The sequence below is a fragment of the Salinicoccus roseus genome (assembly GCF_003814515.1).
Taxonomy (GTDB): domain Bacteria; phylum Bacillota; class Bacilli; order Staphylococcales; family Salinicoccaceae; genus Salinicoccus; species Salinicoccus roseus.
In genome coordinates this window covers 91,480-112,802 of the sequence record NZ_RKQJ01000001.1, presented here as the reverse complement: position 1 = coordinate 112,802, position 21,323 = coordinate 91,480, and the positions used below count along the sequence as shown (strand labels likewise).

Sequence of the window (21,323 nt, the reverse complement as noted above, 5' to 3'; positions counted from 1 at the left end):
TATAATAGAATAGAACCATTTTTCAAAATAATTAAAATAAAATCCAGGAGGGCTTCTTTTTGCATCACACAAAGACTTATTATAAAGAAGAGTACGAGACGGAAAATCACTCATTTATACTTGAAGGACCCCTGACCGCCAAAGAGCTTTCCGCCTTCACATTTGATGATGGTCTTGATGCTTTCCGCCCACCCATTGAGCAGTTCGAAGCGATAAAGGAAATCGCCGAACTGGAAGAAGGTCGGATCCTGATTATCAGGGAGGGGAATCACATTATCGGCTATGTGACCTACCTCCACCCGGATCCCATGGAACGCTGGTCTGATGGCAATCTCCCCTATATCATGGAGCTCGGTGCCATTGAGATCAGTCTGGACTACCGCAGTTTCGGTCTCGGCAAACGCCTGCTGAGCCTTTCCATGCAGGATGCGTTCATGGAAAATTACATCATTATCACAACAGAATACTACTGGCATTGGGATCTTAAGAACAGCGGTCTCGATGTGTATGAATATAAAGATCTGATGATCAGGCTGATGGCAAGCGTCGGATTCGAGGTCTTTCAGACGAACGACCCGGAAATCACCGGCCACCCCGCCAATACACTCATGGCACGCATAGGCAGGAACATCAAAGAGGAACAGATGATAGCTTTTGATAAGCTGAGATTTAAAAACCGCTTTTTTTTCTAGGAGGAGAGAAATGCTAGTTGAAAGAATCATGACCAGTCCGGTCAGGACACTGACACCCGAACACACGATTGAAGATGCATTGAATATGATGAGTACCTACTCTTTCCGCCACATCCCGCTTGTTGATGATGAGGAGAACCTGGTCGGCATCGTCTCCGACAGGGACATAAAACTGACACTGCCTTCTGTACTCTCGGATGACGATCCCGATTTCACACTGAAGGTGCCCATATCCAGGATCATGCGCAAGCGGGTGACCTATTGCCACCCTCTGGATTTCGTCGAAGAAATTGCTCTTGATTTCTATCACTATGCAATCGGCGCGATACCCGTGCTCAGGAACGGCAAGATTGTAGGCATCATCACCCAGAAGGATATGCTCAACACCTATCTGGAACTGACGGGAATTACCGAGCCCGGTTCGATGATAGAAGTTGAGGTGGAGGACCGCACCGGCGTCATCTATGATATCGGCAGGGTCTTCAAGGAGCTCAACATTAAGATAGTCAGCATCTCCGTCTATAGGAACAAGGAGAAGAAGGGGTTCAAGACGATCGTACTGCGGGTACAGGCGATGAATCCGAGAAAAGCCATCGATACACTCAAAGATAGAGGGTTCACCGTACTCGAACCTTCGCAGATGGGCCAATGACCAGTCCACTTTATGTATATGATGATTCATTGCTCAAATACCGGTTCCATTCCAAACACCCCTTCAATCAGATGCGGCTGAAGATGACGACCGATCTACTGATGGCGTCGGGTCATCTCAGCGCTTCTGACATCATCAAACCGCGCGAAGCGACTGACGAGGAGCTCGAACTCGTCCACAAAAGTGACTTCATTGAAGCGGTAAAGCTTGCGGGTGAGGGAAAGCTGTCTGAAGAAAAGATGGAGAGCTACGGCCTCAATACGGAGGACACCCCGAGTTTCGAAGGGATGCATGAGAAGAGCCGCATGCTTGTAGGCGCCACATTGAGCGCTGTGGAGGCTGTAATGGACGGACGGACGGATAAGGCACTGAGCCTTGCCGGAGGCCTGCATCATGGCTTCAGTGGACGCGCAAGCGGTTTCTGCATCTACAATGATTCAGCCGTCGCCATAGAGCACATCCGGAAGAAGTATGGCAAACGCGTACTCTATATAGATACGGATGCCCATCATGGCGACGGTGTGCAATGGATCTTCTATGATACGAACGAAGTCATGACCTACTCCATCCACGAAACAGGACGCTATCTGTTCCCCGGCACAGGCAGCCTGACTGAAAGGGGCACCGAAGAAGGATTTGGATTCGCCGTCAACCTCCCCGTCGATGCCTTTACTGAAGATGAATCCTTCCTGGAGATATTCAAGGAGACATTCGAGGCGGCAATCAGGAAATTCCAGCCGGATGTGATATTCAGCCAGAATGGCGTCGATGCACATTTCAGGGATCCGATGACGCACCTCGCACTGACTTCCAGGACGTTCGAGGAGATCCCCCGTTTCGTCAATGAGATGGCGGACAAATATACGGATGGCAAATGGATTGCCGTCGGCGGAGGCGGCTATAACATATGGCAGGTCGTCCCCCGCATGTGGTCACAGATATGGCTCAGCATGAAGGGCATACCTGCTCCCCGGGGTCCTCTGCCGGAAGCTTTCATGGATCAGTATGGTCCAAAAAGCCCCGTGGACTTTCCTCGAAATTGGGAGGATGTGCTGACGGACTACAACGATATCCCCCGACGTGAGGAAATCAGTGAAAAAAACCGCAGCATGCTTACTCGGGCCATGCTCCATCTGGAGGAGCAGTGATCACCAGAATATGGCAAACAGAAAAAGACGGACTCTGCAGAGTCCGTCTTTTTCTATTTCGTTGTCGCACGATATTCGATTTTGTATGGAAGGATGACATTCGCCTCTTCCACAGTCTCTTCATTCATGTATTTGGTCAGCAGACGCATGCCGACAGCACCAATGTCATACAGCGGCAGTGCTACACTGGAAAGCGGTGGCCGCACCATATTCACAAACCTTGTATTGCTGCAGCTCATGATCTGCAGTTCCTCGGGCACCTGGACATTGTTGTCCATCGCGCCGTGCAGGACTCCGATTGCTGTTTCATCGCTCATTGTAACGACGACATCCGCCTTCAGCCCACGAATTTGGGAGAACAGGGATTTACCGGCCTGGTAGTCTGCCGGTGCAGAGAGGAGATACTGTTCATCGAACTCCCTGCCTTGATCCTTATAGGCTGCTTTTATGCCTTCTTCGATGTGTCGTTCCAGCTGTTCCGAATATGAAGCTTTGACGAAGGCGATTTTTTCAGCTCCTTCCTCAAGGAATTTGGACGCAGCTTCCTTGATGGCTTCGAAGTAGTCGATGTTCACCGACGGCAAGTTTTCATCCTTTTCGCTGGTGCCGCATATGACTACAGGAAGATGTGAGCTCTTGATATCATTGAGCGTCTCTTCATTCAATGCCCCACCCAGGAAGACGATACCGTCGACCTGCTTGCTGACGAGGCCAAGGAAGGCATCTCTTTCCTTTTCAGGGTCATTGTCTGTGTTCGTAATGATGGTCTGATAGTTGTACATCTCTGCAATATCATCCAGGCCGCGGGCCAGGGAGGAATAATACAAGTTTGAAATGTCGGGAATGATGACGCCGACAGTAGTCGTCTTCTTGCTCGCCAGGCCGCGGGCCACAGCATTTGGACGATAGTCCAGCCTTTCTATAACATCTTTAACTTTTTTTCTTGTTTCCGGCTTCACGTTGGGATTCCCGTTAAGCACTCTGGAAACTGTTGCCATGGATACTTTTGCCTCTCTGGCAACATCATATATGGTAACCGTCATATTGCACCCCCGCACGCTTTTTGAAAGCGCTTTTTGTACTATAATAACATGAATACCAAAGTTTCGTCATTCTTAAATGATACTTAAATGAAATTTATCGAATTCCTCAAGGGTCATCTGCTGGGCCTTGTCACTCAGAGCTGTGGGCGGATCCGGATGGACTTCGGCCATTATGCCGTCAGCACCTGCTGCAAGCGCTGCCTTGGCGCAGTCGGCCATGATTTCCTTCCTGCCTGTGGAATGTGTGACATCCACCAGGACAGGCAAGTGGCTCGCCTGCTTGAGCAGCGGCACAGCCGAGATGTCCAGCGTATTTCTTGTACTCTTCTCATATGTCCGTATACCCCGCTCACAAAAGACTACATTGCCATTGCCTTCAGCCAGTATATACTCGGCGGCATAGAGGAACTCTTCTATCGTGGCACTCATGCCCCGCTTCAGTATCACCGGCTTGCTGGAGCGTCCGACTGCCTTGAGCAGTTCAAAATTCTGCATATTTCTGGCGCCGATCTGGAATGCATCCAGATGGGCCTCTGCCAGGTTGACGTGTTCCGGAGCAACGATTTCACTTACTACTGCAAGGTCATGCGCCTTTTTTATTTCCAGCAGTATTTCGAGGCCTTCCTTCCCCAGCCCCTGGAAGTCGTATGGCGAAGTGCGGGGTTTGAATGCCCCGCCCCTGATCATCTTCAAGCCCTTCCGTTTAAGGTCTGACGCCACTTCCGCAACCTGATTGTAGGATTCCACTGAACAGGGGCCGAATATATGTGCAGGTTCGTCCCCGCCTATTTCGGCTTCTCCTATCCTGACGATTGTATCCGCACTCTGATGTGCTCTCGACACGAGCAGGGGCGGCGGTTCTTCCGCATCAGCCTGCTTGGACGATGCATCCGTCAGACCCTCCAGCAGCGCCTGTATGAAAGCAGTATCGTATGCGCCTTCGTACTCATCAAGCAGCCTACTGTAGTATTCTGCGTTGTCCACCCTCTTCTCGACAGGACCGGTTACTGCAGCCCTCGAATCCAGGAGCTCCAGTAGGGCCGTATCGATCTCCATCAGTTTTTCCCTGTCCAAACCATCATTTCCGGTCATAGCGTCCACCTCACAAAATCAACCACATGCCGGAGCATGTGGTTGAAAAATAATGATATCATTTTATTACTATTTCTTGTCGTCGTCAAGCTTTTCGGCGTATTTCGACATATCTACAGTTCTCGGGTCATCGGTCTGCGGTTCCTTGACTTCTTCCTGGATCGCATCCTTCTGAGCCTTGACTGCAGATTCATCGAGGGATTTAACCCTCTTCTTCTCATCCATTTCACCCTTCTTGGCTGAAATGTCGCCTTTCTTGTCTTCCATCTTATCACGCAGCTGATCGGTCTTTTCCTGGACCTTCTCCTTGAAGTTTGCACCTTCTCTGCTGCCGCCATCTTTGCTCTTGGACAGCTTCTGGGTCTGCTCTGTAATATCATCCCTCAGCGCATCCCCGGATTTCGGTGCAAGCAGCAGGCCGCCGACCGTTCCGATAAGCAGGCCAATGGCGAGACCGATGGAGAAATCCCTTCCGGTCGTCTGATTGACCTGTTCCTCGTATTCTTCGACACCATGAAGGTGCCTGTCACGGTTATAGGTTTCCATGTAAGAACCTCCCCTTATTTGCTGTCGTTGTCGAGTCCGGCGTTCACACGATCTTCATCAAGATTATCGTTCGTCGTCACCGACTGGTTTACAGCTACCGGCAGATTATCCGGATCATTTTCAGCTGTTGTGGAATACTTGGTGTTGAAAGCACTGTTGCGCTTCTGTCTCATCTGCCATTTGTCGGCAACTTCCATTGCAACATTGGACCATTGTACAACTTGGGAAATCTTATCTTCATTCTGTGATATGTTGTGAGTGATTGAATTCGTCACCCTATCTACAGAAGAGTTCAAGTTATTCATGGAATGTCCGATACCTTGTACAGCATCCACAACGGAATTGAGTTTTGCAGATTTACCCTGCACATCCTCTGCAAGACGGTTCGTCTTATGCAGGAGGTCTGTCGACTCTCTTGTGATACCTTGAATTTGTCCTTCTACTCCATCAAGTGTCTTCGCTACATGATCCAGATTCTTTTTGACTGAGAACAGTACGACCGCCAAAGCGATACAAAGAATCAGGAAGGCAATAGCAGCGACACCTGCGGCAATATACAAAATTATTTGCCAATCCATTTTAACGCCTCCATCTATATCTTTATTTGTTATTCACTCTTTAAATTAACCCAAATGGTTATGGTATAAACATTTTATCAGGATAATAGCTCGGTAAATCTTTTCTCGTATTTCTGGATGTCTCCGGCCCCCATGAATATGATGACGGCTTCTTCATGTGAATTGAGCTTTTCGATATCTCCTTCTGCAAGCAGTTCAGCGTCCGGTATCAGATCCACCAGATCCCGGCTGGTCAGGGCGCCTGCGTCCTCCCTCGCCGAACCGAAGATGTCCACGATGTACGCCTTATCCGACCCGGAGAGGGCTTCTGCAAACTCGTTCAGGAACTTTTCGGTCCTGGAGAATGTATGGGGCTGGAAAACGGTGACGATTTCCCTACCATTGTATTTCTTCCGTGCGGTCTCCAGGGTTGCCTGTATCTCTTTCGGATGATGTGCATAATCATCAACGATGACCATGCCGTTCCTGAAAGTTTCGCTGAACCGGCGCTTCACTCCGCCGAAGGTCATGAATGCCTTCTTGATGTTTCCCATATCAAGGTCTTCCAGATAGCCCACTGCTATCACCGCAAGGGAGTTCAGCACATGATGGTCGCCGTACATCGGTATGGTGAACGTGTCCAGATGCTCCCCTTCCACACTGACGTCAAAGCGTGTCCCCTTCGACAGGACTTCAATGTTGGAGGCACTGATGTCATATCCCTCGCCGATGCCATAGAAATAGACCGGCACATTATAGGACATTTTTCTTGTATGGCTGTCCCCGCCATAGGCGATCACCGCCTTTTTGACCTGGCCGGCCATTTCAGTGAATGCATCGATGACATCCTGCAGGTCCCTGAAATAGTCCGGATGGTCAAAATCTATATTGGTGATGATGGCATAATCGGGATGGTAGCTCAGGAAATGCCGCTTGTATTCACATGACTCGAAAGTGAAGTACTTGCTGTCCTCAAGACCGAATCCTGTGCCGTCCCCGATGAGGAATGTCGTGTCCACGTCCCCATTCATCACGTGGCTGAGCAGACCCGTGGTGGAGGTCTTCCCATGCGCACCCGTGACCGCTATGGAAGTGAACTGGGACATGAATTGTGAGAGGAACTCATGATAGCGTATGACCGGATAGCCTTTTTCCCTTGCTGCACTGATTTCGAGATGGTCGTCACCAAAAGCATTGCCGGCAATATAGGTATAACCTTCAACGATGTTCGCCTCATCAAAGGGCAGGATGCTTATCCCCTTGTCGCGGAGCTGGTGCTCAGTGAACACTTCCTTTTCTATGTCGGACCCCTGGACTTCATTACCAAGGTCGTGAAGCACCTGGGCCAGCGCACTCATGCCTGCGCCCTTTATTCCTATAAAATGATATTTTTCCATGGGCTCACCATACTTTCATAAAATGGATTCATCGGAATATCCCTTTCAGATGGGAAAGAACATCTTCCTTGATTTTTTGAGTCAGCACCCCGGCGTTCACCCGGAGCGGTTTATTGGATGTTGGAATCTGGATCATCATGTCGTTGCCTTCAGTAAGCTCCTTGGCCCCATCGACGACCTTGGACTTGCCGTCTTTGAACGAGATGCGCGTCTGCATCATCTGGAGCAGTTCGAAACGGAGGCCCACGTCGTCCCTTGAATGGTTCATGATGAGGTGTACGCCGAGGGGTTTTCCCTTCTTCAGGATCTGGACGATGGCCCGTATCGCTTCTGGATTATTATGTTCGAACAGGTCTGCGAGGTCGTCGATGACGACAACAATGACACTCTTTTTGGAGTCATTGCCGACCCGTTGGTTGAAGCTGTCCAGATTGCGTACATGCGCCCTTCTGAATTGGTTGTGCCTGTTGTTCAGCTCTTCGAGGATATCCTTCAGTACATGCTTGTCGGTGATGGACCTGGATGTACTGAACATATGCGGCAGCCCTTCATATTCCCTGTAATGGGCTTTGTCGGAAGCAATCATGATCTGGAGCTCCCTTGGATTATGGTTCATCATGAGGGAGAAGAGGATATTGTCGACCACTGCAGATGAATATTCCTCCGCTCCACCGTAGACCAGTATTTGACCGGCCTTCTTCAGCGGGAAGCTGAAGATCTGGTCATCCACTGTTTTTCCCACCACAAACTTGAAGTCGTTCTTTCTGAGCTTGAGGCTGCTGGAGGAGAAGAGTGTACTGAAAGGTATCGGGTATGGCTCGGGCAGGATGAACTCCACACCGATGTTGCTCGTCCCGGCAATGGGCACAATCAGTTTGAAGTCTTCGAACGGCATCACAGAAAGCAGGTGCTCTTTCAGCTTTCCTACCACATTCAGCCTGAAGTTCCTCTTCATGGAGAGCTCAAAGCGGCCGACGATGCCATTGGTCCTGTATGCAACTACCCTGACGGGCACACCGATGGCGTCGAAGGCTGCAGCCACTTCATCAGCGAGCGCTTCATCCACGCTGTCATAGCTGCCGTCCTGGCCGTCCCCCAGTATATGTAGGGGCGGCAAAGTGTTTTTTGGCCCGCTGCGTTTTGCCTGGGCCTTGGTTTTCGCCCTGTACTTGTTCTTATCGTAGGGGGTCATCATGACATTGAAGGGGGAAGTCGATTTCTTGCCGGTGCCGGATTCCTGGGCATCGGTGACGGACTCCTGGGTATCGATTTCAGCATCGGTTTCAGCCTCAATTTCCTGCTCCAACTTCGCCTTGCCGGATTGGCCGGTAACGACCCCGATAGATCGTTCGGCTTCCGCCTCCTCTGCCCTTTTCTCCATACGCTCCCGCTGTTTTCTTTCCCGCTGGGCCCTCTCCCTTTTCAGTTCCTCTACAATTGGTGATGAATATCCGGATTTCTGATCTCCGGAGGAGGATTCCGTCTCATCCCGGCTTGCAGAATCCGGGTTCCCTTTCGAACCGTGGATTGCGGAAGGCACAGCCCGCGCCTTGCTGATCGTGTTCCTCCTCGGCCTCTTCCTGGAATAGCGGCTCTCCCCGAGCAGTGACTTCTGCTGCTCTCTTCTTATCAGGTCGCTGTCTTCAGGGGTCTTCCCTGACCTTTCGGCAGGCTTGGCAGGCGCTTCCCTGCCATCCTTTTCATCCATATCCAATGGAAACCTGAAGCGTTCCCTGCCGGTACGCCCCTCTTCAAGATTACGATTGAATTGTCTTCTCCTTCTTGATCTATCCATCCGCCTCACCCTTACTTCACTTCAAATGGTTGCGCTACTTCATAACTGTCATCCAGTACATAAATGCCTTTTACACCGTCATCTTCAAGGTTCAGTTCCTTCCTTGAACAGATCATACCCTCAGAGTCCACACCTCTCAGCGTAGAAGGCTTGATATAGAGGCCATCAGGCATGATCGCACCGACCTTTGCCACAACGACATGCTGGCCCGAATCCACATTCGGAGCCCCACATACGATCTGCAGCTCTTCTTCACCGACATCGACCTTACAGACATTCAGTTTGTCGGCATCCGGATGCTTTGATTTCTCCGTCACTTTTCCGACGACGAACTTCGGGGACAGGTCCGGATCAATTTTCGCGACGCCCCTGCTCGCGAGCAGTGCATTTATGCTTCCGAGAATCTTTTCATCCGCCTCGATATTCACTGCATCCGGCAGTTCGATGTGCTTTGAGGCCTCAAAAATGTTCAGGCCGATGATTTCGTCACCGTCCCTGATCACTGTCAGACCTTCATGGAATTCATATTCAGGGTTTTCAGCTTTCTTCAAAGTGACGAGCAGTACATCTCCAACGTGCTGGTAATTATAAGTCAGTTTCATTCATCTCTACCTCTTTTATGATTCTTTTGTTTGCCCAGTATGAACACTGGTTCCAGTTTCTTTTCCCGGTATGAAAACGAGAGGGAAGTGATCGGTGTCAGCCCTTCAGCGAAGTACTGCATCATCATCTGTGCCATGATGTCATAGCCTACGCTGTTCCTCACATTGGCGATGATCAATACATCCTGGTGCGGCAGTCCGACCATCATTTCCCCATCGAAGTCGTCATGCATTTCATCAAGAAGCTGCGTATTCAGGATCCGCGTCGCATCATAGCCGTCATTATGGTTGATGAAATAGAAATCGTTCTCCTGGATAGACTCCTTCTTATAGGAGACGGGAAGGCGCTTCATGTTTTCATCCGCCAGCTTCCGCAATGCCTCCTTGTCGAGCCCCAGCGTCTTGAGGAGTGGCTCATCAATCAGCCTGTAGCTGTTCTTGAAGTCCACTGCATAATATATGCGCGTCTCATTCGTATGGTCATCCGTGACGAATGCGTCCCCCTTCTTGTTCTTCCTGTGGAAGCTTGAAGAGCGGATGACGGGATAGACGGCCGATGCATCCAGGGAGATCTCCTCCTCCTTCATGCGTTCAAGCGTCTCATCTATATAGTAGACGACTTCCTCTATGAAATTCTCGTCTTTTTTGACCTTATCCACGGCTTTCGACAGGGCGATGTCGAGACCTTTGCCGTTATCATTGCGTTCCACCCTGAGCATCTCCTCTTCCCGGTCAAAGGAAGTCTGGAAATCATTGCGCTTTTCATTGAGCTTCTCTATGATTCTATTTTTTAGCTGGAAAATATTCATCAGATTGCCTCCAGTTCTATTCTTTCGCACCAATTCTTAGTTTCTGATCGCCATCTTTGATCAGGCCTGCGCGTTTCAGCAAAGTATAGAATAACAGAGTTATCAGGGCAGGTAAAACGATTTGGAACACGAGGATGAGCAGCCATACTTCGAGCGAAGGCCCCATCGTTTCGATGGTCATGATCTGTCCGACCAGGCCACTTGTGCCCATTCCCGCGCCGGCGGCATTGTTTTCCATCGGGAAGAAGACCGTCATGATGGGAGCGATGACGGCACTTGCCAAAACAGGCGGCAGGATGATGAATGGATTCAGAAGTACGTTCGGGACCTGCAGCATGGAAGTGCCGATGCCGATGGATATCAATCCGGAAAATCCATTATCCCTATACCCCGTTACAGCCAATCCTACCATATGGCAGCAGCAGCCGATGACTGCCGCGCCTGCGGCAAGTCCACTCAGGTCGAGCATCAGTGCAAGTGCTGCGCTTGAGAGCGGCGCCGTCAATGTGATGCCGAAAATGACTGCCACGAGCATCCCCATTATGAAAGGTCTCTGCTCTGTCGCAAAGATGATCACTTCGCCCATGCTCGTCATGAAATCGCCGATGACAGGTCCGATGAACCGGGCGACGATATAGCCCAGCACGATCGTCAGGAAAGGGGTGACGATGATGTCGATCTTGGTCCTTCCCGCATACAGGCGTGCGACTTCAATTGCGATGATGCTTGCGATGTAGCTGCCGGCTGCTCCGCCCATATCGTAGGCGGCGTAGCTTACGACAACTACAGAAAATATGACGAGCGGCGAGGCTTTCAGGCCATATGCGATGGCGGCACCGATTGCCGCCCCCGTCATGCCCATCGCCACCGCTCCGACCTCCTTCAGGCTTTCAAGGTAGGGAACATAAGTCCCGACCGTATCAATGATGAGGCCGATGATGAGGGAAGAAAACAGACCGAGTGCCATGAAGCTCATGCCATCAATGAACCATCTTCTAAGTAGGCGCCTCATCAACGGCCCCTCAACTGCTCGACCCTGTCGGCATCGATGCCTTTAACGAGTTCCATCAGCATCTTCTTCGCATGCATGTAGTCCTCGGAGTTGATGATCGAGTGGCTCGTATGGATATAGCGGGCCACGATGCCCACAACAGCACTGACCACCCCTTCATTGGAAACATGGATGCTGCCTGCATCCGTGCCGCCCGGGGACTGGTAGTACTGGTATTTGACGTCATGCTGCTCCGCCGTCTCAAGCATATAGTCACGCATCGGCTTGGACAGGATCATCGTCCGGTCCATGATGCGGACGAGCGTCCCTCCACCGATCCTGCCGATGTCATCCTTCTTGCCCAGCATATCATTTGCCGGGGAGCAGTCGACTGCAAATGCGACATCCGGCTTTATCAGGTTGGAACTCACTTTTGCCCCCCTGAGCCCCACTTCCTCCTGGACATTGGCCCCGACATAGAGGTCGCATCCCAGGTCCACATCAGCGAGGGCCTCCAGCGTCTCTATGGCGATCAGACAGCCATAGCGGTTGTCCCATGCTTTTGCGAGCAGCTTGTTCTCCTGCTCCAGCACTTCGAATTCGACATCCGGTACGATGGAATCACCCGGGCGGATTCCCATGGCCTCGAGGTCTTCCCTGCTGTCGGCCCCGACATCGAGGAGCATATCATCCAATTCCACCGACTTGTTCTTGCCCTCGCCTTTTCTGAAATGGACGGGTACGCTTCCGATGATTCCGGTAATCTGCCTGTCTTCTGCCGTCCTGACCTTGAATTTGTGGCTCAGCAGGACATCATTCGACCAGCCGCCGAGAGGGGTGAATTTGATCATGCCATTTTCGGTCAATTGCGTGACCATGAAGCCCACTTCATCCATATGGCCGGCAATCATGACTTTTGGAGCGCCTTCAACTTTGGATTTCTTGAGCGCAAAGATGCCCCCGAGGCCATCCTGCAGTATTTCATCCGCAAAGGGTTCCATCTCTTTCCTCATATAGTCGCGGACCTGGTCCTCAAAACCGGGTGCGCCATGGAGTTCCGTTAGAGTCTTCATTCTTTCCAATGTGTTTTTTTCAATTTTCATTCAAATCCTCCTTTTTGTAATCCTTCTACTGATAAAATATGTTAAACTGATTGCGATAAGGAGGTCATGACATGCTATCCAAAATCGTCAGAGCACTGCTCATCTCATCAGTCATCCTGCTTCCGGTAGTCGTCTGGTTCAGGCTGAACAGGCCAATCCATCCCCAGACGGTCATCGACCGGCTGTACAGGCAGTATGAAGATATCTCATTCGTTTCTATCGACTACCATGCCAACAGGAACAGGTTCCTTGGCATTGAACGCGAAGTATTCACAGGCCGCTTCCATACGCACGAAAATGCGGGTAAGAAGCGCTATAAATTCACCGCTGATGCATATACTGGAGAAATCATGGAAGCTACTGAACTGTAGATTTCGTGATTTTTTTGAATGTACGGTGTATCCTCTCCAGCCCATCTTCGACCCTATGACGGCTTGAAGCGACATTGAACCGGAAATGCCGGTTCTTTTTCATGTCGTATATGTGTCCAGGAGACACCGCGATACCGCCGATGTCGATTAGGGCCTTATGTACTTCCTCATCCGCAAGGCCGCTCTTTTCAAAGCTGATCCATGCCAGGTAGGTCGCCTCGGGCTTTTTGAAATCAAGCCATTCGGACATGTGTGCAGTGATGTAGTCTTCGACGAGCTGCATGTTCTCTTCGATGTGGCTGTTCAGCCCGTCCACCCACGCCCCGCATTCCGTATATGCAGCATGGATCGCTTCGAGCGCCAGGCTGTTTGCAGCCCCCATGCCGTATCTGGATGCAATGTTGCGGGCGATCTTCTTTTGGAGCGCCTTATCCCTCGTAATGAAATAGGAGTGCGGGATGCTGGCGAGGTTGAAGGTCTTCCCAAGTCCTGTCGTCACCAGCATCGGGTCACCGTCCGCCATCAGTTCCACCATCGAAACGAACTGTCCTTTCGGTCGCACAAAATCCATATGGATTTCATCGCTGACCAGAAAGACGCCCGTCCTGAGGCAGATTTCCCGGATCTTCTCCAGTTCATCACGCTTCCACACCCGTCCTGTGGGATTGTGCGGATTGCAGTGGATGTATACTTTAACGTCCTCCCGGCTGCACAGAGCTTCGAAATGATCGAAGTCGAACTGCCAGCCATCATCATTTTCGAGCAGGGGGCAGTCGAAGATCTTCCGTCCGTTCCCCTTCACCATTCCTATGAATGCGTTATAGGAGGGCATGGTCAGGATGACGCCCTCCCCTTCTTCCGAAAACTGTCTGACCGCTTCACCCACCGTGAACATCACGGAAGGCGCATAATGGATCTCATCATCCTCAAGGACAATGCCGTACCTCCGATGCCACCAGCCTTTCACCGCTTCGTAGAACTTCGGATTCTGCCACTTCGTATAACCGAAGATGCCGTTGTCGATCCGCCTTTTCATCGCTTCCTGGACTGCCCCCGGTGTTTCGATGTCCATGTCTGCAATCCAGAACGGCTCGAGACCGTCCGTCCCGAAAAGCTTTTCCGTCCCTTCGTACTGGACGCTGTATGTACCTTCCCTCGTCGTGTGCCTATTGAAGTCAAAACTGCTCAAGTGATCTCCTCCAAACTGACCAGAATTTATATTGTCCAAGTATATTTTATCATTCTTTCCGGGTGAAATACATGACATAAAAAAAGCACCTTCAGAAAGATGCTTTGAGTCTGTATATTTTATTTCCCTTGGCTGAAAACTTGTCTTCGTACTCCGTCCTTATGTTGTCTTCCGGTTCGCCTGCATGAAGATCGAGCTTCACTTCATGGAAGACCATGCCGAAGTTGTTCAGGCTCCCGAGGCTGTACTCGAACAGCCCCCTGTTATCCGTCTTGAACTGGACGAGCCCCTCTTCGGCCAGGATGGAACGGTACTTAGAAAGGAACGTTTCATGGGTCAGACGGCGCTTCTCATGCCGGTTCTTCGGCCATGGATCGGAAAAATTGAGGTAGATCCTTTCCACTTCGTCCTTGTGGAAATACGTATCTATCTCACGTGCATCGAGCAGCAGAAGCCTGACATTATGAAGCTCCGCCTCCAAGATCTTCTCCACGACACGTATCATCACATTCTTGTCCAGCTCTATGCCCACATAGTTGATATGCGGGTTGCGGGCGGCAAGCTCCGTTATGAAGGTGCCCATCCCCGTACCGACTTCTATATGAAGTGGCCTGCTTTCGGGAAAGAAGTCACCGATCCTCCCGGAATAGCTCCCATCCGTATCCACGATATTGCTGTTTTCATTCAGAAATTCCATTGCCCAGGGCTTGTTGCGCATTCTCATTTAAGTTTCCCACCTGTTACTCATATCACTTTAATATTTGATGTTATATAAAACGGTCCCTCTGTATTACTTTGTTGAGGAAGATGATCCAGTCATTCATATCCTTGAAACGCTTATGGTCCTCATACCATTGGATCATCGTGATCGCCTGTACAAGCGTATACCACTTCATGCGCTTCATCAGATTCCTGTCGAGCGGCTTGCCGTAATCTTCGAGCCATCCTTTCCAGTCATCCGGTTCCACATAGGTGTAGAGGATCATACCCAGGTCTATCGCAGGGTCCGCAATCATTGCGCCTTCCCAATCCACCAGATACAGTTCATCCTGGTCGGAAAGCAGCCAATTGTTATGATTGACATCACCGTGGCACACCGTGCAGAAAGCTTCGTCGATCAGGGGCATCTCATTTTCCAGGTATTGGATTGCAGAGCGGACTGTATGATGGGCATTGACTTTCGGGGATAGTGAGGTCTGTATCTTGTTAAGCAACAGATCCGGCAGCATGGGCTTCATGCCGAGTTTTTTCAGCATAGTGAGAAGAGGACCTGATGTATGGATTTTCTTCATCAGTGAGGCTACCCTCTCCGAGCACATTTCTTCACGGGTCAGCTCCCGGCCATTTTTCCAATGCTGTGCTGTCACTACTTCTCCGGTCTCTATTCTCTTGGTCCAGACCAGTTTCGGCACAATACCTTCAGCGGACAGCGCTGCAAGGAAAGGGCTGGCATTACGTTTCAGGAACAGCTTCCTGCCATCTTGCTCTGCCTTATAGGCTTCGCCAGATGCTCCACCAACGGGGTCGAGTGTCCAGCCGAGCTGATAGAAATGCTCCAAATTCCACACCTCTTTTCGTCATCAAAGAAAAAAGCGCTAAATATTTAAAAATAAGATAGCGCCAGTTTCTGTTCGTGTTATAAATTTTATAGGGTTTTGAGGTTTATTTCAAGGACTATTATCCACAGATTTCATGACAACCACGCGTTGCGTACTCAAGAAACCATACAGTGTAAGCGTTGAAGCCGCTAAAATTTATTTGGGTAATTTTTCAGGTTAACATTATTTAACCAGATTTAATTCATGGATCCTCTGGTCGAATTCTTCCTGTATCTTCTGTGTGATGCTGCCCTTCGCACCATCGCCGACCTTTTCCCCGTCGACATGTGATACAGGCGTCACTTCCTGTGTAGTGCTTGTGATGAATACTTCATCCGCCGACTTCAGTTCATCAAGTGTGAAGGCCTTCTCCGCATATTCCAAGCCCTGCGCCTCTGCAATCTTCAGCACTTCCTGCCTGGTGATGCCGTTCAGTATCAGGTGGTTTGCAGGATGGGTCCTGAGCACACCATCACTGACGATGAATACATTCGTGGAGGACCCTTCAGTCACCACACCATCTCGATGCAGCAGTGTTTCATGGGCACCGGCACGCACTGCACGCTCCTTCTCCATGACGTTCGCCAGCAGGTTCAGACTTTTGACATGGCACTTCAGCCACCTGTAGTCGTTTGCCGTGATGACCTCGACGCCATTGTCCATCTGATGGGAGGGACGCGCCATTTCATTCATATAGGCGAGGATGACCGGCTCGGCACCTGCAGGATAGGCATGGTTCCTCGGATTGATGCCCCTTGACACCTGGATGTAGATGGATCCGTTTTCGATGCTGTTCTGTTCCTTCAATTCGGTGATGATGTCGATGAGCTTCTCGCGGTCAAGACCGTTGATTTCGATTTCCGATGCGCTCCTGACCAGCCGGTCCATGTGTTCATCGAGCGTAAAGAACGCGTTGTCGTATACTCTGACCACTTCATACACGCCATCCCCGAAGTAGAAGGCACGGTCGTTGTAGTCTACTGAAATTTCGTCGTCACTTTTGAATTCTCCATTATAGTAGCTTATCTTCATCCATCTCACCCTTTATACAGATTCTATGCAGTGCTTCAAGGTAGATCTCGGTTGCCATGAGCAGTTCATCAATTTTCATGCGTTCATTCTTCTGGTGCATCGTATCTACAGTATCCTTGAACATCGCCCCAAAGGCAACACCCTTTTTCAAGGTGCGGGCATATGTCCCACCGCCGATCGTGAACGGCTCCGTATCATCTTCAACATGGTTGCGGTAGGCATCGGTCAATATGTCCACCAGCGGGTCTTCCCTGTCCACATAATGGGGTGGCTGGTAGTCGAGGTCTTCGACGGTGAATCCCTGTCCATACACTTCTTCCTTGAGGCCTGTCATGCCCGATTCGAAGTCGAGCCCCTTCGGGTATCTCAAGTTGACTCCGAATATGCCGCCGTCCACTTCAGTGTAGTTGATCATACCGACATTCACGCTTGTCTCCCCCATTTCTGGGTGGGAAAAGTCCATTCCAAGCAGTGAGCCGTCTGTGCTGCCGACGAGCCGCTCCATCGCAAATTCCGTGAAGGCTGCAGCGTTGTTGTCGAGTGCCAGGCCGTTCAGGAAGCGTATGAGGATGAGACCGGCGTTCACGCCGACCTCCGGGGTCGAGCCATGCGCACTTCTGCCCTGCATACTCAGCTTGAGGAAGCCGTTGTCCACTTCGTATGCCCCATCGGCCTCCACTTCCCTCAGGAAATCTTCATATGACTGGATCACTTCACTCATGTTCTGCTGAACTTTCAATTTCGCTTCTGCATCTTCCGGAACCATATTGTACCGTTCGCCGGAAATCAGCACTTTCAGCTCTATTTTCGGTTCATGTTCATCAAGCGCCATCGGCTTCTGCACGAAATTGAATGTGGAAATGCCCTTTTCACCATGGATCAAAGGAAAAGCCGCATCCGGCGCAAAGCCGGCATCAGGCATCTCCTCAGATTTGAAGTAGGCCTCGGTGCACTGCCAATCGGATTCTTCGTCAGTTCCGACAATCAGACGGGTCCGGTATTTGAAGGGCAGCCCTTCTTCATGGAGTATCTTCATCGCATAATAGGCCGCGATCGTCGGCCCCTTATCGTCCTGTACACCACGGGCCACGATCTCCCCATCGACTATTTCCGGGACGAAGGGATCCGTATCCCATCCCTTGCCGGGAGGCACCACATCCACATGGCCCAATACACCGAAGAGCCTATCCCCTTCGCCTGCTTCGATATGGCCTGCAATGTTGTCCACATCCTTTATGGCCATGCCGTCACGGGCGCCGAGTTCCAGCATGTAGTCCAGTGCCGCCTTCGGTCCGGCGCCGACCGGCGCGCTGCCGGTCGGCTCGCCTTTTACACTTTCAATTTCCAGAAGTCCCATCAGATCATCGATCAGGCGCTCCCTGTAGTCTTCAACCAGCGCTTTATAATTCATGAGCATGCTCTCCCATCATATGTAACAGAATCTTTTTTTCAATAATAAAGAAAAATTGACATAAAAACAAGAGGATAGGGCAATAACAGCCCTATCCTCATTAAATATCTTCTATTTCTTTTTGTTTGAATCGTCATCATCTGTAACGACATGGATATTATGGTTGCCGTCCTTTTCACCCTCGTCGTCCACAACATCAATGTCCTTTGCTTGGTCCTTATTCAGTTCACCAAAGGAAACATCGTCCTGCAGATGCTCTTCCGGATGGAGGCCGCCCTCTGAAATCCATTCATTGTTCATCTGTTCTGCAGTGAGCTGTCCTTCAGCATCCATCCTGTCAGGTTTGGTGGTATGCTCACCCTCACTGTCCACGCTGCTCTTGCCCTGGCTTGGGGAGACCTTGTCATTCTGGTTGTTCTTATCCATTCTGGATTTGGCCTTCTCCTGTGCAGATTGTGCGTAGCCTTTTGGATCTTCCTTGGCTTTGTTGAACTCGGATTTAGCCTTTTCCTGATATTCTCCGGCCTGCTTCGTCACTTTTTCCTGATACTCGCTCGCCTGTTTGGTCACTTTCTCCTGGACGTTCTGAGCATAGCCTTTCGGATCCTGCTTCACCCTGTCATATTCACTCTTCGCCTTTTCCTGATACTCTCCAGCCTGCTGGGACAATTTGTCCTGAACATTCTGAGCATAGGATTTAGGGTCTTCCTTAACTTTATTGTATTCATTCTTGACGACATCACGGTTCTCTTTTTTGGACAATTGCTTAGCAGCGACTGCCAGCCCGAGCATAGCCGCGACTTTCAGTAGTCCTCCAGTTTTTCTAGCCATTTCCAACACCTCTTATTAAGTATTTTGTTTTGATATCTGATTCATATTTACCCTATCAGATTACCCTTAAACCTTTTTGATCAACTTGATTTCATTTTCACCTAATCTTCTGTAATCCCCGGGTGCAAGGTGTTCATCGAGTGCGAGATTTCCGAACCTGATGCGGTGGAGTGCAGTGACTTCGTTGCCCACGTGGTGGAACATCCGCTTGACCTGGTGGAACTTCCCTTCCGTAATCGTCAGCTCCACCTCGCGGGGGCCCAGCCTCTTTGCAGATGCCGGGGCTGTCGTGAACTCCTTCAGGGGAATCCCGGATTCAAGCTGTGAGATATCCGCTTCCGCCACTTCCTTCTCGAGTTCGGCAACATATGTCTTGCCTATCCTGCTCCTGGGGCTCAGCAGTTCATGTGCAAGCTTCCCGTCGTTGGTGATGAGCAGCAGGCCGGTAGTATCCTTGTCCAGCCTGCCGACTGGAAACAGCTGATCCTTCTGGGGGTGGTCGATCAGGTCGATCACCGTCGGAGTCGGACCCTTCTCGGTCGATGAGATGACGCCCTGCGGCTTGTTGAGCATGATGTAGATTTCCTCCTCCAGCACTACAGGGCCGCCGTCGAGCAGGACATCATCTTCCGCGGAGACCCTGGTCTTCGGGTCCGTGACGGTTTCACCCTCCACTGTGATCCGCTTCTTCTTTATCATGTTCTTCACTTCACTGCGGCTGCCGGCCCCGGCATTCGCCAAATATTTGTCCAGTCTCATCTAAAGCACCTTCAATCTCTTCCTGATCTTGTCCGCCCGGCTGCCGAGTATCTCATCGGCAAGCCCGGTCTTGAATGACAGCAGCATGTACACCAGACCACCGATCGGTACGGCCACCGCCATGAGGATGATTGCACCGGTTTTGCTGGAGATGTCCACATTGAACATGAGTATATAATAGATGATTTCCACCACGAGCAGCATGACGAGGCTGTACACTACAATTTCAGCCAGCGGCCTTATGAGCGGCCTGAAGCGGAATTCCCCGTACTTCTTGATGATCATGAAGTTGATCAGCACGCCGATGCTGAGTGCGATGCCCGTCCCCATCACAGCACCGACAGTCTGGAACTGCATGATGAGCGGAATGTTGATCGCCGCCTTGATCGCCAGCATGATCAGGACCACGTACAGGGTCAGGTTCTGCTTGTCGATGCCCTGGACGATCGAGCATGTGATCGTGAACAATGAGATTGCGATGCTCACCGGTGCATAGAAGAGCAGGATCTTTATGCCCATTTCATTGTAGCTGTAGAATGATGTATAGAGCGGTGCAGAGAGGATCATCATGCCGATGGCTGCCGGAATGACGAAGAAGAGCAGCATGAGCACCATCATCTTGATCTGCTCGTGCACATCCCCCATTTTGCCGCGCTGGTAATTCTTCGTGATGAATGGCAGTATGGTGATCGCAAATGCAGATGCGAAAGCCGTCGGGATCATGACCAGCTTGTGCGTCGTCAAGTTCAGCATGCCGAACCATGCATCATGGTACTGCTCCGGCACACCGCCGAGGGCAAGGCCGTTGTTGTGGGTCAGCTGGTCGATGAACATCGTCAGCGGAATGCTGATGCCCACGATGATGAACGGGATGCCGTAGCGGATGATCTCTGAGTACATTTCACGGTATGAAAAATCATAATCGGTGTCATCCGTCGCCATCATGCGGTCGATATGCCCCTTCCGTTTCCTCCAGAAATACCAGAGCGTTCCCATGGCGGCAAGGACACCCACGAATGCGGCGAAGACTGCCACTTCATTTGCCGTCTGGACAGTACCATCCAGAATATAGATGACGATGAATGCGCCACCCAGCAGGAAAATGATCCGGATCAGCTGTTCGATGACTGCGGAGACGCTTGTCGGGCCGAACGATTCGAATCCCTGGAATATGCCGCGCCACGTCGCCATGAACGGCACGACGATGACGGCTACGCTGACGACCCTGATGATGCGCGTGACATCTTCAGTCGACCAGCGGTGGGCGCCGTCCCCAGCTGCGAGCATCTGCAGTTCGGCAATGAACGGTGCAGCCATGAAGAGCGCGAGAAAGGCGATGACACCTGAGCCGAGCATCACAAGCAGGCTCGACCGGTAGAGCTTCTGACTTGTGGCATAGGCCCCAAGCGCATTATATTTCGATACATATTTGGATACGGCCCCCGGCACACCCGCTGCTGCAATCGACAGCATGATGGTGTATGGTGTATAGGCATATCCGTAGAGGGCGAGGTTTTCCTCGCCGCCCATTATGCTGTAAAATGGAATGAGGTAAAGCATTCCAAGAAGCTTCGTGATGAATGTTGCGATGGTCAGCAGGAACGTACCCCGTACCAGATTATTTGAATCAGACATTTTATAACCCTCTTACTTTAAGAATAATATCCATTATAATCGAAAGCATATCAGTTTTAAACAAAAAGGA

Annotated in this window: 22 protein-coding genes; 4 read left to right on the top strand and 18 right to left on the bottom strand. The window is 50.7% G+C overall.

Annotated features, from left to right (window positions below; translation table 11 throughout):
* Positions 1–59: 59 nt before the first annotated feature.
* The 3 genes from EDC33_RS00715 to EDC33_RS00705 are packed head-to-tail and all read left to right on the top strand — an operon-like array spanning position 60 to position 2,492.
* Complete coding sequence (locus EDC33_RS00715) at positions 60–692, top strand: GNAT family N-acetyltransferase (RefSeq protein WP_124009878.1); 633 nt, start codon at positions 60–62, stop codon at positions 690–692.
* Positions 693–702: 10 nt separating this feature from the next.
* Complete coding sequence (locus tag EDC33_RS00710) at positions 703–1,344, top strand: CBS and ACT domain-containing protein (RefSeq protein WP_040106649.1); 642 nt, start codon at positions 703–705, stop codon at positions 1,342–1,344.
* Entirely contained in the window at positions 1,341–2,492 is a 1,152-nt protein-coding gene (locus EDC33_RS00705) for an acetoin utilization protein AcuC (protein WP_124009877.1), read from the top strand. The genes EDC33_RS00710 and EDC33_RS00705 overlap by 4 nt, the downstream gene beginning before the upstream one ends.
* 53 nt (positions 2,493–2,545) lie before the next feature.
* Here the strand turns inward: EDC33_RS00705 and ccpA are convergent, their stop codons facing one another.
* The 10 genes from ccpA to EDC33_RS00655 form a co-directional block, all read right to left on the bottom strand.
* Positions 2,546–3,535: a catabolite control protein A gene (ccpA, locus tag EDC33_RS00700; protein WP_124009876.1), complete on the bottom strand. Its 990-nt coding sequence runs from the start codon at positions 3,533–3,535 to the stop codon at positions 2,546–2,548.
* A 72-nt stretch (positions 3,536–3,607) separates the two neighbouring features.
* On the bottom strand, positions 3,608–4,627 hold the full coding sequence (locus EDC33_RS00695) for a bifunctional 3-deoxy-7-phosphoheptulonate synthase/chorismate mutase (RefSeq protein ID WP_124009875.1): 1,020 nt from the start codon (positions 4,625–4,627) through the stop codon (positions 3,608–3,610).
* Positions 4,628–4,696: 69 nt separating this feature from the next.
* On the bottom strand, positions 4,697–5,173 hold the full coding sequence (locus tag EDC33_RS00690; RefSeq protein WP_124009874.1) for a YtxH domain-containing protein: 477 nt from the start codon (positions 5,171–5,173) through the stop codon (positions 4,697–4,699).
* A gap of 14 nt (positions 5,174–5,187) precedes the next feature.
* Positions 5,188–5,751, bottom strand: a complete 564-nt coding sequence (locus EDC33_RS00685) for a DUF948 domain-containing protein (RefSeq protein WP_094905378.1) — start codon at positions 5,749–5,751, stop codon at positions 5,188–5,190.
* Positions 5,752–5,828: 77 nt separating this feature from the next.
* Positions 5,829–7,127 (bottom strand): UDP-N-acetylmuramate--L-alanine ligase, encoded by a 1,299-nt coding sequence (gene murC / locus EDC33_RS00680; RefSeq protein ID WP_124009873.1) that lies wholly within the window; start codon positions 7,125–7,127, stop codon positions 5,829–5,831.
* 28 nt (positions 7,128–7,155) lie between these two features.
* Complete coding sequence (locus EDC33_RS00675) at positions 7,156–8,922, bottom strand: DNA translocase FtsK (RefSeq protein ID WP_124009872.1); 1,767 nt, start codon at positions 8,920–8,922, stop codon at positions 7,156–7,158.
* 11 nt (positions 8,923–8,933) lie between these two features.
* The gene (gene ytpR / locus EDC33_RS00670) at positions 8,934–9,524 is read right to left on the bottom strand and encodes a YtpR family tRNA-binding protein (protein ID WP_094905375.1); all 591 of its coding nucleotides are present in this window, start codon (positions 9,522–9,524) and stop codon (positions 8,934–8,936) included.
* Complete coding sequence (locus EDC33_RS00665) at positions 9,521–10,333, bottom strand: DUF1444 family protein (protein WP_124009871.1); 813 nt, start codon at positions 10,331–10,333, stop codon at positions 9,521–9,523. The genes ytpR and EDC33_RS00665 overlap by 4 nt, the downstream gene beginning before the upstream one ends.
* A 16-nt stretch (positions 10,334–10,349) precedes the next feature.
* The gene (locus EDC33_RS00660; protein WP_124009870.1) at positions 10,350–11,345 is read right to left on the bottom strand and encodes a PTS sugar transporter subunit IIC; all 996 of its coding nucleotides are present in this window, start codon (positions 11,343–11,345) and stop codon (positions 10,350–10,352) included.
* A complete protein-coding gene (locus tag EDC33_RS00655; RefSeq protein ID WP_124009869.1) occupies positions 11,345–12,427 on the bottom strand; it encodes a M42 family metallopeptidase in 1,083 nt (360 codons plus the stop codon). Before EDC33_RS00655 ends, EDC33_RS00660 begins: the two co-directional genes overlap by 1 nt.
* Before the next feature lie 71 nt (positions 12,428–12,498).
* On the opposite strand from EDC33_RS00655, the gene EDC33_RS00650 reads away from it, so the two are divergent.
* Positions 12,499–12,798: a hypothetical protein gene (locus tag EDC33_RS00650; protein ID WP_094905371.1), complete on the top strand. Its 300-nt coding sequence runs from the start codon at positions 12,499–12,501 to the stop codon at positions 12,796–12,798.
* On the opposite strand, the gene EDC33_RS00645 is transcribed toward EDC33_RS00650, so the two are convergent.
* The 8 genes from EDC33_RS00645 to EDC33_RS00610 all read right to left on the bottom strand — a co-directional run bounded on the left by EDC33_RS00645 (position 12,785) and on the right by EDC33_RS00610 (position 21,253).
* Positions 12,785–13,987, bottom strand: coding sequence for a MalY/PatB family protein (locus EDC33_RS00645; RefSeq protein WP_124009868.1), 1,203 nt, complete (start codon positions 13,985–13,987; stop codon positions 12,785–12,787). The two genes, EDC33_RS00650 and EDC33_RS00645, sit on opposite strands and share 14 nt — an antisense overlap.
* Before the next feature lie 91 nt (positions 13,988–14,078).
* Positions 14,079–14,711 carry a tRNA (guanosine(46)-N7)-methyltransferase TrmB gene (gene trmB, locus EDC33_RS00640; RefSeq protein WP_124009867.1) on the bottom strand — a complete coding sequence of 211 codons (633 nt, stop codon included), beginning with the start codon at positions 14,709–14,711 and terminating at the stop codon, positions 14,079–14,081.
* A 43-nt stretch (positions 14,712–14,754) separates the two neighbouring features.
* Positions 14,755–15,546, bottom strand: coding sequence for a phosphotransferase family protein (locus EDC33_RS00635; RefSeq protein WP_040106634.1), 792 nt, complete (start codon positions 15,544–15,546; stop codon positions 14,755–14,757).
* Between the two features lie 222 nt (positions 15,547–15,768).
* The gene (gene dat / locus EDC33_RS00630) at positions 15,769–16,617 is read right to left on the bottom strand and encodes a D-amino-acid transaminase (RefSeq protein ID WP_124009866.1); all 849 of its coding nucleotides are present in this window, start codon (positions 16,615–16,617) and stop codon (positions 15,769–15,771) included.
* Positions 16,598–18,028 carry a dipeptidase PepV gene (pepV, locus tag EDC33_RS00625; RefSeq protein ID WP_124009865.1) on the bottom strand — a complete coding sequence of 477 codons (1,431 nt, stop codon included), beginning with the start codon at positions 18,026–18,028 and terminating at the stop codon, positions 16,598–16,600. Before pepV ends, dat begins: the two co-directional genes overlap by 20 nt.
* Positions 18,029–18,139: 111 nt before the next feature.
* Positions 18,140–18,859, bottom strand: a complete 720-nt coding sequence (locus EDC33_RS00620) for a hypothetical protein (RefSeq protein ID WP_124009864.1) — start codon at positions 18,857–18,859, stop codon at positions 18,140–18,142.
* Positions 18,860–18,925: 66 nt separating this feature from the next.
* Positions 18,926–19,618, bottom strand: a complete 693-nt coding sequence (locus tag EDC33_RS00615) for a pseudouridine synthase (protein WP_094905365.1) — start codon at positions 19,616–19,618, stop codon at positions 18,926–18,928.
* Positions 19,619–21,253, bottom strand: a complete 1,635-nt coding sequence (locus EDC33_RS00610) for a putative polysaccharide biosynthesis protein (protein WP_124009863.1) — start codon at positions 21,251–21,253, stop codon at positions 19,619–19,621.
* Positions 21,254–21,323: the final 70 nt, after the last annotated feature.

What these genes read in the sequence shown, in the direction of transcription:
- EDC33_RS00615 (WP_094905365.1), bottom strand. Translation starts at nt 19,618, where the DNA reads ATGAGACTGGACAAATATTTGGCGAATGCCGGGGCCGGCAGCCGCAGT.
- EDC33_RS00655 (WP_124009869.1), bottom strand. Translation starts at nt 12,427, where the DNA reads ATGAAAATTGAAAAAAACACATTGGAAAGAATGAAGACTCTAACGGAA.
- EDC33_RS00610 (WP_124009863.1), bottom strand. Translation starts at nt 21,253, where the DNA reads ATGTCTGATTCAAATAATCTGGTACGGGGTACGTTCCTGCTGACCATC.
- EDC33_RS00665 (WP_124009871.1), bottom strand. Translation starts at nt 10,333, where the DNA reads ATGAATATTTTCCAGCTAAAAAATAGAATCATAGAGAAGCTCAATGAA.
- EDC33_RS00620 (WP_124009864.1), bottom strand. Translation starts at nt 18,859, where the DNA reads ATGGCTAGAAAAACTGGAGGACTACTGAAAGTCGCGGCTATGCTCGGG.
- EDC33_RS00690 (WP_124009874.1), bottom strand. Translation starts at nt 5,173, where the DNA reads ATGGAAACCTATAACCGTGACAGGCACCTTCATGGTGTCGAAGAATAC.
- EDC33_RS00685 (WP_094905378.1), bottom strand. Translation starts at nt 5,751, where the DNA reads ATGGATTGGCAAATAATTTTGTATATTGCCGCAGGTGTCGCTGCTATT.
- EDC33_RS00695 (WP_124009875.1), bottom strand. Translation starts at nt 4,627, where the DNA reads ATGACCGGAAATGATGGTTTGGACAGGGAAAAACTGATGGAGATCGAT.
- EDC33_RS00710 (WP_040106649.1), top strand. Translation starts at nt 703, where the DNA reads ATGCTAGTTGAAAGAATCATGACCAGTCCGGTCAGGACACTGACACCC.
- trmB (WP_124009867.1), bottom strand. Translation starts at nt 14,711, where the DNA reads ATGAGAATGCGCAACAAGCCCTGGGCAATGGAATTTCTGAATGAAAAC.
- murC (WP_124009873.1), bottom strand. Translation starts at nt 7,127, where the DNA reads ATGGAAAAATATCATTTTATAGGAATAAAGGGCGCAGGCATGAGTGCG.
- EDC33_RS00660 (WP_124009870.1), bottom strand. Translation starts at nt 11,345, where the DNA reads ATGAGGCGCCTACTTAGAAGATGGTTCATTGATGGCATGAGCTTCATG.
- dat (WP_124009866.1), bottom strand. Translation starts at nt 16,617, where the DNA reads ATGAAGATAAGCTACTATAATGGAGAATTCAAAAGTGACGACGAAATT.
- EDC33_RS00705 (WP_124009877.1), top strand. Translation starts at nt 1,341, where the DNA reads ATGACCAGTCCACTTTATGTATATGATGATTCATTGCTCAAATACCGG.
- EDC33_RS00675 (WP_124009872.1), bottom strand. Translation starts at nt 8,922, where the DNA reads ATGGATAGATCAAGAAGGAGAAGACAATTCAATCGTAATCTTGAAGAG.
- pepV (WP_124009865.1), bottom strand. Translation starts at nt 18,028, where the DNA reads ATGAATTATAAAGCGCTGGTTGAAGACTACAGGGAGCGCCTGATCGAT.
- EDC33_RS00650 (WP_094905371.1), top strand. Translation starts at nt 12,499, where the DNA reads ATGCTATCCAAAATCGTCAGAGCACTGCTCATCTCATCAGTCATCCTG.
- ccpA (WP_124009876.1), bottom strand. Translation starts at nt 3,535, where the DNA reads ATGACGGTTACCATATATGATGTTGCCAGAGAGGCAAAAGTATCCATG.
- ytpR (WP_094905375.1), bottom strand. Translation starts at nt 9,524, where the DNA reads ATGAAACTGACTTATAATTACCAGCACGTTGGAGATGTACTGCTCGTC.